Here is a 12,229-nt window from a genome sequence, read left to right on the forward strand (position 1 = left end):
CCATTTTTGAGTTAAAGTTTGTTAAAAATCCGGGATTGACAAGATATCTAAAGCTATAACGTTGAATTTCTTATGTATAAATAAATCAAGAAATTCAAATTCCCTTCATAAAACCACTCACTTGTTTCCTCCCATTATCCATAAAAAAATGTCACAAAATTACTTTTGCAACATTTTTATTTTTTAATCATAAACTTGATTATTTAATCTTAAAGCTTGGTTATTATAATGGTGAATATATTTTCAGGAGCATCAGTATTATCTTCATAAGCTCCAACATTTATAAAATAATTTGTTCCCGATACCGTGGTAATAGTAAGCGTTTCTGCGGTACCTCCACCGCCGCTATCTACAGTCCCGGTACATGATAAATTACTACAGCTGCCACTATATACTCCTATCTGCGGATCATAGCTGCTGCCAGAAGGCATAGTCACTTTAATCGTATACTGACTTCCATCACCAGTCAGTTTAAACCATGTCCCGTCATTCATTCCTGTATCTCCATTGCTTGTACATACGCTTATATTTCCTGCATTATTAGTGGTAGACACTGCATCATTCTGGGTATAAGAGTATGGAAATACCGATGCCTGCAATGCTCCAGTACATGCATCATTTACAGGTATTGGAGGTATAGTTTTAAAAACAAGTTCTGAGCATCCTAAAGATTCTGTATTCCCGGAAACTGATGTCACTTTTAAATAGTAAGTTGTTCCGGCTGTAAGCGCCATGGAAGGGGTAAAGTTATTTCCGGATACGGTTTGCTGATTAATAATATCAGAGCTTCCAGAACTTGTTCCCAATGAAACTTTGTAGGATGTAGCACCTGAAACCGGAAGCCAGTTGAAATTAGGCAACAAAGAGATGTTCTGAGCATTATTTACTGGATAAACAACAAAAGGACAGGCAGGAGCTGCACTTGGTGTAAGACCAGAAATTGTAACTGACGATTTATAATCCGCTCTAATTCCTCCAGGAGGAGATGCAATATTCACTACTGCACGATCTCCTTTATAATATAGAGTTGAATAAGGGATATGAGGATATACATGAAAGACTTCATCAAAATTATTAATATCGATATTCGGAGAATTCTCTTTTGCTGCAATAACCAGATTATCAGTATTATTATACGCAAACGGTGTAGTAAAAACAATTTCAACCTTATTATTGTTTTTGGTAACAGCTCCTGTAAATACCTGCGTCAACTGTGCAGCAGGAATCCAGTCCGTTCCTGAAACAAAACTTGTTTTTGACGTATGTCCAAGATATACTGTCCAGTTTGAAGATTCAGTAAGGGTAGAGGAAGAATCCACATAAAATGTAAGGCCTGTAATATTACCTGCAGCATTGGCGTTAAGTTCCTGCTTAGGATATATCTGCTGTACATAAGAATAGGAAAAAAAGCTGCTTACCGGAGCAACACCAACATTTGAACTTCCAATATTGATATTGATTTGTGCACCCATCACCTCAAATATAAAAAACAAAGATAAAAGTAAAATTCTTTTCATTATTAATAACATTTATGTAAAATACAATGCCAATTTAATAATAAATACTTTAATTATAGCAATAAAAAAAACATTTCATCACATAATTCAATACTGATAAATAATTTAACCAAAAAATTAATTAGAATTAAAAATAATAAACATTTAACAACAAATAAAGACAAAAACATAAAAATAAAACAAACTAAAGGTAATTTTAATAAACATTTCATATATTTACACTAAACATCAATAACATGTATAAAAAGCTATTCTTTTCGAGTTTTTTGATTACCAACCTCGTTTTCGCCCAAACGACAATGACCAATGTGATTTCAGATGCTGTCTATTATGACGGTTATGCAGCTACAGTATCCAACCCTACGCCCGCCGGTTTAACCAGGCTGACTAACGCAAGATACACAAGAAAGCTTACTGACTCCGAATTAGACTCTTTCAAAGCCAAGATTGCGATGCGGGTAACCATAGCTGCATTGTGTGACAATTACGACCGTCTTGGAGAAGTCTTTTTATCAATGGTTCCTAAAAATCAAGCTACTTATACGATCAATGACACTAATGTCAAAAGAATAGAAATAGGCAGATATATTACTCCTTTCATGAATAAAAACAAAACTCCTTCAGAAGTTCCCTATACTTATGATGTCAGCAATTTATACAGTGTATTTCATGATACAGCATTGCGAGGCATGTATGATCTTTACATAGAGCTGGATGTTTTCGGAGTTCCCTATGCAGCACAAACCCAGGTTTCAGGCTGTACAAACAGAACTGATGTGTTTTCAGGAACCCTTACTTTTTTCTCAACGGATACGGGAGCAACACCTGCAGACAGCAATAATCTTTTACCTCTTCTAACTTACAGCAGTCTTAATAATTACAACAGCACCGATGTTACCGGAGAAACGGTTAGAATTGTTACTTTTAATCTGCCAAGCCCTGTTACAAATGCCCGCTTTTTTGTAATTTCTACTCCCCATGGGGCCAACAATGGCGGCGAAGAATATGTAAGAAGACAAAACTATACCTATATAGATGATGTACAGGTTCTCACCTATACTCCCGGAGGAATTTCATGTGAACCCTATCGTGTATACAATACCCAAGGAAACGGAATCTACGGTTCTACTCCAAAAACTTTTGCTGATTGGACCTCCTGGAATAACTGGTGTCCGGGAAATTCTGTCCCTATCAGAGAATTTACACTGCCCAGCTTAACTGCGGGGAATCACACCTTGAAACACACAATTCCAACTGCCGTTTTCAATCAACAACAGGGAGAAGTCAGGTTATCAGTTTACATGCAAGGAAAAAGCAATACAGCATTGAATGTAAAAGAGATCAACACAGTGGATGTGAATATTTACCCCAACCCTACATCTGACTTTGTGAATATAAAATCAAAAGTAGAGGCCAGTTCAATAAGTCTTTTCAATATAGAAGGAAGAAAACTTTCCGAAACTTATAAAGAGAACAGAATAGATCTTTCCTCATACAGCACAGGAGTCTATTTTTTACATATTGTTTTAAAAGACGGAACAACTTTTATACACAAAATCATAAAAAAATAACTTCAGGTAAAATTTGTAAACAAAATAATAAAACCCTCTCTGAAACTTCCCTCAGGAGGGTTTTTATATTAACCATCCTGCACAGCTTAATATAAAAACATTCCGATTTCGATAAGAATTTGTTAAAAAACCACCTTAATTCACTCTTTTTTTCAATAGTTAAAAAATTTTAACTTCAATCCTCTACCCAAAAAAATTGTCATTTCCAGTTTATTAAACTATTTTTGGTGATTAAAAATTTTGCAAAATGAATTATCATTTTCAAGCACACAGACAGGTAAGAAAAAACCTTTTAGATATCCTTCAGAACACATCTCATGAAGATCTGATCCTGATTCCGGATGGTTTCAACAACAATATTTACTGGAATATTGCCCATACTGTTGCCACACAGCAACTACTGCACTATTACCTGAGCGGAAATCCTTTCCGTATAGACAAGTATTGGATTGAAACCTATAAGAAAGGGACTTTACCCAACTTAAATGTTCAGAAATCAGAAGTGGAAGATTTAGAGTTTTTACTTACCGAAACTTCAAAGATTTTAATGAAGGATTATGACAGTGATTTCTTCTCAGACTACACTCCTTACACCACAAGTTTCGGAATGGATCTGAAAAGCATCCAGGATGCCATCATCTTCAACAATATGCACGAAACCCTTCACTATGGATATGTGATGGCACAAAAAAGAGCAATTTTAGGAGAGAAAGGGAGATAGTAAATCTTGCTACGCAAGTCAATGGTCAGAAGTGAATAGGCATCCAACCCATTGACTTACAAAGTAAAATTCACGATTGACCATTCACTCTATAACTATATAATACATTTTCAATGAAAGACGATTTTATTTTCGGGCTGCGTCCCGTGATTGAAGCAATTGAAGCGGGAAAAACGATTGACAAGATCTTTGTGCAGAATGCACTTCAGGGTCCTATTTATGCTGAATTAAAAGCCATTTTAGCGAAAAATAAAATCCGTCCCAATTATGTTCCGGTTGAAAAACTGAACCGTTTTACAAGAAAAAACCACCAGGGTGTGGTTGCTTTTATTTCGGACGTACCGTTTCATAAAGTGGAGGATATTGTTCCACAGTTATTCGAGCAGGGTAAAACACCTTTCCTTTTAATTCTGGACAGACTTACTGATGTTAGAAACTTTGGAGCCATCTGCAGAACAGCGGAATGCGTAGGAATAGATGCAGTTATCATTCCTGAAAAAGGAGCCGCTCCTATCAATTCCGATGCGATAAAAACTTCTGCCGGAGCAATCTATAATATCAAAATATGTAAGGAAAACAATCTTGCCCACACGGTAGACTTCCTTCAGCAAAGCGGAATTTCCGTATATGCAGCCAGTGAAAAAGCTCAGAAGTTAATCTATGATGTTAATATGACTGAGCCGTGTGCTATTGTTATGGGAAATGAGGAAACCGGAATTTCTAAAGAAGTATTGCATCATGCGGATGAAAAAATAAAACTTCCTATTGAAGGAAAAACCCAATCCCTGAATGTTTCTGTAGCATGTGGAGCGATTTTGTATGAAGCGGTGAGACAGAAAATGTCCGTGATACCCAATCCGTAAACCATGAAAATACAATCACTTTTACCCTTATTTTTTGTCCCGTTGGCTTTTAACGCCCAGGCAAAAAAAATAGCAACAGACAACCGTCTTACCACTGATCTTGATAAGATGGTTCAGAAAGAAGCTGTTGCTTATATGCAGGATCCTGCACGTGTAGGAATTTCAATAGGCATTTTCAAAGATGGTAAAAGTTATTTTTATAATTATGGGACAACAGAAATAGGGAAATCAGAACTTCCGACCTCTAAAAGTCTGTACGAGATTGCATCTATCACCAAAACTTTTACAGGAACACTTCTGGCTCATGCTTTAGTAGATGGAAAAATCAAAATGGATGACGATATCCGAAAATATCTGGATGGCAATTATCCTAATCTGGAATTTGAAAAGTACCCGATAACGATTGGCACTCTTACCAATCACTCATCGGGGCTGCCACAGTTTTTGCCGGATCAGTCTGAAACATTCAAAAAACCAATGGACTCTGTTGCCCTGGCACTGTCTGATTTTTATAAGAACTATTCAAGGAAAAAATTTTATGAAGATCTTCATCAGGCTAAAGTAGATTTTGTACCCGGAACAGAGTATAAATATTCCAATGTCGGAACACAGATCGCCGGGGATATCCTGGAAAAAGTGTACCATAAAAGTTATGCAGATCTCCTGTCAGAGTATATTACAAAGCCTTTGAAAATGAATCAGACCATTGTTGGTACGAATTCTGCACAGCTATTGACTTGTTATAACGAAAAAGGAAAGATAATGCCGAAAAATTTCACAACAATCTTTGCTCCTGCCGGTGGAATTATGTCCACCACGGGGGATCTCGTGAAATATATGCAGTATCATCTCGGCGAGAGTAATATGTATGTAAAAGCATCCCATACTCCTCTTGTAAATAATAAAGGAGATGCCATTGGATTGTATTGGAGGCTGCACACTTATGAAGACGGAACGCAAACCGTTTATCATACAGGGGTACATTTGGTTTTTCAAGTGTTCTGCAGATATATCCGTCAAAAAATATGGGAGTCGTTGTACTTTCCAATGAATCGGATGGAGAATCCCAGGGGAAACTGCATGATATTGCAGATAATATATTAAGAAACAGTAGTAAAAAATAAAGTTAAAAAAATCGAATGAAGAATATTGCAGCGCTTGCGCTTATATCATCAATAGCTCTTGTATCTTGTAAAAAAGAAACAGCAAAAATAACGAAAGTAGATCCTAAAACCGGAAAAACAGTAACGGTAGAAGTTCCTGCTGATTCTGTAGCGAAAGTTTCAGAAAACCCGGCTATCAAAGATTCTGCGGGAGTTATTACACAGACTTTCAAGCTGGAAAAAGGTAAAACATATCCTCTTACCACTTATCAGAGAGATGTGAAGACTATGACTGACCCTCAGGGGAAATCCATCACCGCTACCAGCGAATCTACAGATGAAATGAATTTTGTAGTGGATGACATCAAAGGAAACGTATATGAAATGACCCTTAACCTTGTAGCAAAGAGAAGCTCTCAGTCGGCACAGGGAAAAACGGTAGTAGTAGACACCAAACTTCCTCTTCCTAAAGAAGATGATCTTAAAATGATCTGGAACGTCAACAAAGCGCTTACCGGAAACAAACTTCAGATGAAGATGGATACAAAAGGGAATGTGATTTCTATTACAGGATTTGATGCTGTTTACACAAAAGTGGGTAACGCAGTGGGTACACTTATCAAAGATGCCAATGAAAAAGCAAGCGTAGTAGCAAGTCTTAAGCAGTCATTCAACGAAAAAGTACTGAAAGACCAGTTTCATAAAAACCTGATGATTATTCCTAAAAAAGGAGTTAAAATCGGAGAAAAATGGTCAACTTCTGAAAATGCTGACGCTAGCGGAGCTGTTAAAGTAACCTCCAATTATGTAATGAAAAGCTTAGGAAACGGAGCTGCAGAAATTGCAGTAACCGGAGGTATTCCCAAGAAAACAGAAAAGAAAACTCAGGGACCTATCACCCACAGCCTGAGCAGTGAGCTTGTTCAGAACGGAACCATTAAGTTTGACGAAAGCACAGGCTGGATAACCAACCAGAATATCAACGTAAAAACAACTCAGATAGAAACCATTTCAGATGGAAAGCAGTCTCAGTCTATGAAGAGCGTTTCCAATTCTTCGGTAATGGTCAACCCATCTGCTAAATAACTTGAATAAACATTCAGGGTTTAAAATCTAAATTTTAAACCCTGAACTTTAAACAAAAAAATTATGAAGTACATTCTTGAGTTAGTACTCACTGCCATTATTATTTTCTTTGTCTGGAATATTCTGAAAAGAATTTTCTTTAAGACATTCTATAGTTATCGTTTTAATAACAATAATCAAAACAACGGGCAGCAGGACATCAACAACTCGAATAAGAATAACAAAAAGAACCTTAAGTGGGATGCTGAAACGGTAGACTACGAAGAGGTGAAAGAGAGTAATGACAAAAGGTAAAAATTCCAAGAAATAAAAGATAATAACCAGCATGGCAAAAAATAAAAACTTAATTTATATTGCAATTTCATTAGTAGTATTTATAGTTTTAGCATTTTTATATTCCACTCCTGTATTTTCAGGGAAACAGCTTTTCCAGCATGATATCGTACAGTACAGAGGAGGAGCAAAAGAACTGCTCGACTATAGAGCCAATACCGGAAATGAAACCTATTGGAGTGACTCCATGTTTGGGGGAATGCCGACTTATCAGATGGGAAGCCAGTTCAAAGGTGATATCATCAAAAAAATCGACAGCAATCTGAATTTCCTGCCAAGGCCGGTTAATTATCTCTTCCTGCTGTTTGCAGGTTTTTTCCTTTTGGGAATGGTAGTGGTCAGAAACTGGAAATATGCTCTTTTGGGAGCTACTTTCTTCGGACTTTCCACCTATTTTTATATTATTATTGCAGCCGGACATAATGGTAAAGTAAATACTATTGAATATTTCGCACCGCTGTTAGCCGGAATTTTACTGGTGTATATCAGGAAACAATACATCTGGGGATTCATCGTCACGACCCTTTTTATGGGGCTTCAGATCGCGGCCAATCACCCGCAGATGACCTATTATCTGTTTCTTGCTTTAGGATTCTTATTCCTTTCTGAACTGTTCAGAGCCATCCAGAAAAAAACACCGATGAAGCACTTCCTTATTTCATCAGGAATTATCGCAGCGTCATGTGTTATCGGGGTTGGAATGAATTCACAAAGAATTATGGCCAATTCAGAATATGTAAAAGAAACGGTTCGTGGAAAGCAGATTTTAAATAACGACAGCCATACTTCAGGAAAATCCGGAATGGATAAAGAGAGTATGCTGATGTGGAGCTACGGGCAACTGGAAACTTTAAACCTTTTCATTCCAAGATTAATGGGAGGCGGAAGCCAGGAACCTGAAGGAAAAGAAATCATGAACAGAGTGCAGGAGCTGGTTCAGGAAAATGTGGGTTCACAGGCTGAAATGGACAGAATTTCCAAAGGTTTCAGCGGGGTTACTTACTGGGGAGACCAGCCGGGAACTTCAGGACCTGCCTATCAGGGAGCAATTGTTTGTTTTCTTGCTTTATTGGGATTCTTTTTTGCCTCGAAAAAATACCGTTACTGGATTTTAGGAGCTTCCATTCTGACTATTTTACTGGCCTGGGGAAGTAACTTTATGCCATTGTCTGATTTCTTTATCGACTACGTGCCATTCTATAATAAATTCAGAGCACCTTCTTCAATCCTGGTTGTAGTAGAGTTATTATTCCCGTTAATCGCTATTCTGGGATTATACAGATTTTTTACAGATGAAAAGCTGACTGAAGAGTATAAGCAAAAAATCCTTCTTTATGTAGGAGGTGGAACTTTAGGTTTTTTATTGATTCTTTTAATCTTTGGAAAGTCATTACTAGGATTTGCGACAGAAAATGAAAAGACTTATTTCCCTCCTTTCCTACTCGATTATCTTGTAGATGAGAGATATAAACTGTTCAGAATAGATGCCATAAAAGCATTCATTTATGTGGCGATTACTGCAGCTGCGTTATTCTTAACTTTAAAGAAAAAGCTTAATCAGAATATTGCTTTGGTAGTGATTGGACTTGTCAGTTTATTTGATCTTTGGACGGTAAACAAACGTTATTTAAATGACGAAAACTACGTAGATAAAATCTTTGCTGAAAATCCTTTCCAGACAGAAAGTTCAGATCTTCTGGCTGAAAAAGTACAGGGAAATCCAAATCTTGAATCTATTTTATCCAATGTCAATATCAACAAAACATTGGAAACTATTGCTGAAAAAGATAAAACACATTACAGAATCTACAACCAGACACTGGGCGTAACCAGCGAAACCAATACCTCTTATTTTAAAGCTTCTATTGGCGGTTATCATGCTGTAAAATTAAGAAGATACGATGATGTATTAAATGAATATATCAACAGCATTGACAGTGTAAAAACGCCTAATGTATTAAATTTACTGAATGCCAAATACATGATTTTCGGGGGACCAGATCAGCCACAGGTTGTTCCTAATCCAAAAGCCAATGGCAATGCATGGTTTGTAAGTGATTTAAAATTTGCAGATACTCCTAATCAGGAAATTAAAGCTATCGGGACTATTGACAATAAGAAAACAGCTGTTATTGCTTCATCTGACAAATCTTATTTTGATAACAAACCTGTTCAGGCAGATTCTACCGCATTCATCAATCTTACGAAACACCAGCCTAACGAACTTGAATTTAAATCCCAGTCGAAGACGCCTCAATTGGCTGTATTCTCTGAAGTGTATTATCCACACGGATGGAAAGTACTGGTAGATGAAAAAGAAGTTCCATACATCAAAGCAGATTATTTGCTTCGTGCCGTACATGTTCCGGCAGGAAACCACCATATTAGAATGGTTTTCGAACCTGAAGTGATTGAAAAAGGGAAATGGCTTTCTCTTCTTTCATTCGGATTATTTATCCTGTTGGCTGCATTTGGAATTTTCTGGATGAACAAAAACAGGAAAAAAGAAATTGCTGCTGAACAAAGTGTTTAAATAATAAAAATAATGTTGCGCAATGTCATTCTGAATGAAGCATAGCGTAATGAAGAATCTCAAATGAAAACGTTTGGCACTCATAATTACTACGTTTACATACTGACTAATAAAATAAAAACAGTATTATACACAGGGGTTACCAACGATTTAAAGAACAGATTATATTGGCATAAAAACCCTGAGGCTATTGAAAAAAGCTTCACTTCAAGATATAAATGCTTTTATTTAATATATTTTGAACATTTTGGCAACATTGAGACAGCAATAAATAGAGAGAAACAAATAAAAGGCTGGACCAGACAAAAGAAAGAAAACTTAATTAATGGATTCAATCCAGATTGGAAATTTCTCAATGAAGAGATAGCGTGAGATTCTTCACTGCGCTTCGCTTCGTTCAGAATGACAGAAAGTATTTAAGCTAAGAAAATGGAACAGAAAAAAATACTGATTATCACCTATTACTGGCCTCCTGCGGGAGGTCCTGGTGTTCAAAGATGGCTGAAGTTTGCAAAATATCTGCCTGATTTTGGTTGGAAACCGATCATCTATACCCCGGAAAATCCAAGTTATCCATTGCTGGACGAAACATTGATGAAAGATATTCCTGAAAATATCGAGATGGTAAGAACCAAAATCTGGGAACCTTATCAGCTGGCTGAAAAACTGAATAAGAGCAATAAAAAATTCAAAGCCGGACAATTTGATGTAGGCAAAAACCAAAGTTGGAAATCTAAACTTTCGATTTGGGTACGAGGTAATTTTTTCATTCCTGATGCCAGAGTTTTTTGGGTAAAACCATCCATTACATTTTTAGAAAAATACCTGAAAGAAAATAAAATAGATACAATTGTAACGTCCGGGCCTCCCCACTCGCTGCATTTAATTGGTTTGGGGCTTAAAAGCAAAATGCCGGACCTGAAATGGATTGCCGATTTCCGTGATCCATGGACAGAGATCTCCTACTACAAACATCTGAAATTAACTAAAAGTTCAGATAAAAAACACCGGCAGCTGGAAAGTGCTGTATTTAAGAATGCAGACATCACTTTGGCAACAAGTTATACTGATGCCGAAAACTTCAGGAAAGCAGGAGCCAATGCCGTTTGTATTACCAATGGATTTGATGAAAGTGATTCCGGTAAAAAAGAAGAGGGGCAAAATAGCGAAAAGCCCAATTTGCAAAATGGACAAGCATTTACTCTAAGTTATATCGGGGTTCTTGAACAGCTCAGAAATCCCGAAAATCTTTGGAAAGCTCTTGATGAACTTATCAAAGAAAACGCTGCATTTGCTGCTGATTTTAAATTAAAATTTGTAGGGAGAATAGATGATAAAATCCTACAATCCATCGAAAATTCAAGTCTCAAAAATCATATTCTGAACCTTGGATATCTTGCTCATGGAAAAGCCGTAGAAGAGATGCAGAATTCCAATCTGCTTTTGATCACCAATTTCCCGAATGATTCTTCAAAAGGAATTATCCCCGGAAAAATTTTTGAATATCTGGCTTCGGGAAAACAGATTCTCTCATTCGGTCCTGACAAAGCTGATGTGGCAAAAATTCTGGAAGAGACGCAGGCAGGAAAACATTTCAGTTATCAGGATACAGAAGCAGTCAAGAGCTTTATTCTTGAAAAATTCAATCTTTGGAAAAACGGAAGTCTTCTTGAAAACACCCAGCATATTGAGCAGTTCTCAAGAAAAAATCTTACTCAACAGCTGACTGAAGTTTTGAAATAAAAAAAGAAAGGAAGTTAGAGGCTGGAAGCTGGAAGTTTATTCCAGTCGCCAACTTCTAATTTCTAACTTCTAACTTTTATATCGTCCACTGGTCATTCACAACGGCAATCAGATAGTATTTACCCTCAAATTCTTCGAATACGAAACGAACCGTTTTCCAATCCATATTACCAGATTTTTCGGTTCCTTTGATATAATTTTCCGTGAAATCAGCTTTTGGATACATCTCCTTTAAATTATTCAAGGAGTTTCCTCCGCCGATAAATTTATTCACTGAATATTGTGAAGCTGTAAAGTCTTTAGAAAAAAGCCATTTGCCAAGATAATCGTTGATGGTTGCTTTATAAGGATCTCCTGAACCATCCTGTGTACCCCATGTAAACAAGGTTTTAGTAGGCTGGTATTTTTCAAAATCTGCTTTAGAAAAATGTTTATCTTCTTTCAAATTAACAAAAGCATACATTGAAAAACGGATCCCTTTTTGCGGGTGAATGAAGGAGGCAAAAGTTGCATAATCTTTAGTTTTCAGTGCTTTCAAGACCTCATCATTAGCCAACTTTAAAGCGGCTTCTTTATCCGCACGGGTCTGAACCGTACCTGCAGTGTCTGTTTTATTTTGTGCAATAGAATCTATTTCGTTCGGAACAGGTTTCCCGGCCTCTTTCTTACAGGCCGTAACAAGGCTCAAAACGAATACAGTAATCAATAATTTTTTCATATTTTATATTTTGCAATAAGTAAAAAACACCAAAACTGATG

The 12,229-nt window shown here is 36.7% G+C and carries 11 protein-coding genes; 9 read left to right on the forward strand and 2 right to left on the reverse strand.

The genetic code is table 11. The annotated features are described in order from the left end of the window. Positions 1 to 209 precede the first annotated feature (209 nt). Positions 210 to 1,517 carry a hypothetical protein gene (locus V0410_RS09335; protein WP_330747254.1) on the reverse strand — a complete coding sequence of 436 codons (1,308 nt, stop codon included), beginning with the start codon at positions 1,515 to 1,517 and terminating at the stop codon, positions 210 to 212. A 236-nt stretch (positions 1,518 to 1,753) separates the two neighbouring features. Between V0410_RS09335 and V0410_RS09340 the strand changes: the two genes are divergently transcribed. The 9 genes from V0410_RS09340 (at position 1,754) to V0410_RS09380 (ending at position 11,470) form a co-directional block, all read left to right on the forward strand. Then, the gene (locus V0410_RS09340; protein WP_330747255.1) at positions 1,754 to 3,088 is read left to right on the forward strand and encodes a peptide-N-glycosidase F-related protein; all 1,335 of its coding nucleotides are present in this window, start codon (positions 1,754 to 1,756) and stop codon (positions 3,086 to 3,088) included. 247 nt (positions 3,089 to 3,335) lie between these two features. Next, entirely contained in the window at positions 3,336 to 3,809 is a 474-nt protein-coding gene (locus tag V0410_RS09345) for a DinB family protein (protein WP_110010139.1), read from the forward strand. 113 nt (positions 3,810 to 3,922) lie between these two features. After that, positions 3,923 to 4,672, forward strand: a complete 750-nt coding sequence (rlmB, locus tag V0410_RS09350) for a 23S rRNA (guanosine(2251)-2'-O)-methyltransferase RlmB (RefSeq protein WP_062674398.1) — start codon at positions 3,923 to 3,925, stop codon at positions 4,670 to 4,672. Between the two features lie 3 nt (positions 4,673 to 4,675). Beyond that, positions 4,676 to 5,776: a serine hydrolase domain-containing protein gene (locus V0410_RS09355; RefSeq protein ID WP_330747256.1), complete on the forward strand. Its 1,101-nt coding sequence runs from the start codon at positions 4,676 to 4,678 to the stop codon at positions 5,774 to 5,776. Between the two features lie 35 nt (positions 5,777 to 5,811). Continuing rightward, entirely contained in the window at positions 5,812 to 6,861 is a 1,050-nt protein-coding gene (locus tag V0410_RS09360; RefSeq protein ID WP_227942940.1) for a DUF6263 family protein, read from the forward strand. Positions 6,862 to 6,924: 63 nt separating this feature from the next. After that, positions 6,925 to 7,155 (forward strand): hypothetical protein, encoded by a 231-nt coding sequence (locus V0410_RS09365; RefSeq protein WP_110010142.1) that lies wholly within the window; start codon positions 6,925 to 6,927, stop codon positions 7,153 to 7,155. A gap of 31 nt (positions 7,156 to 7,186) precedes the next feature. Then, positions 7,187 to 9,727, forward strand: a complete 2,541-nt coding sequence (locus tag V0410_RS09370) for a YfhO family protein (RefSeq protein WP_330747257.1) — start codon at positions 7,187 to 7,189, stop codon at positions 9,725 to 9,727. Positions 9,728 to 9,790: 63 nt separating this feature from the next. Then, positions 9,791 to 10,099 (forward strand): GIY-YIG nuclease family protein, encoded by a 309-nt coding sequence (locus tag V0410_RS09375; RefSeq protein ID WP_330747258.1) that lies wholly within the window; start codon positions 9,791 to 9,793, stop codon positions 10,097 to 10,099. 57 nt (positions 10,100 to 10,156) lie between these two features. After that, positions 10,157 to 11,470, forward strand: a complete 1,314-nt coding sequence (locus tag V0410_RS09380) for a glycosyl transferase family 1 (protein ID WP_330747259.1) — start codon at positions 10,157 to 10,159, stop codon at positions 11,468 to 11,470. A gap of 76 nt (positions 11,471 to 11,546) precedes the next feature. On the opposite strand, the gene V0410_RS09385 is transcribed toward V0410_RS09380, so the two are convergent. Then, complete coding sequence (locus V0410_RS09385) at positions 11,547 to 12,188, reverse strand: hypothetical protein (RefSeq protein ID WP_330747260.1); 642 nt, start codon at positions 12,186 to 12,188, stop codon at positions 11,547 to 11,549. Positions 12,189 to 12,229: the final 41 nt, after the last annotated feature.

It is taken from the genome of Chryseobacterium sp. CP-77, from assembly GCF_036362765.1.
Taxonomy (GTDB): Bacteria; Bacteroidota; Bacteroidia; order Flavobacteriales; family Weeksellaceae; genus Chryseobacterium; species Chryseobacterium cupriresistens.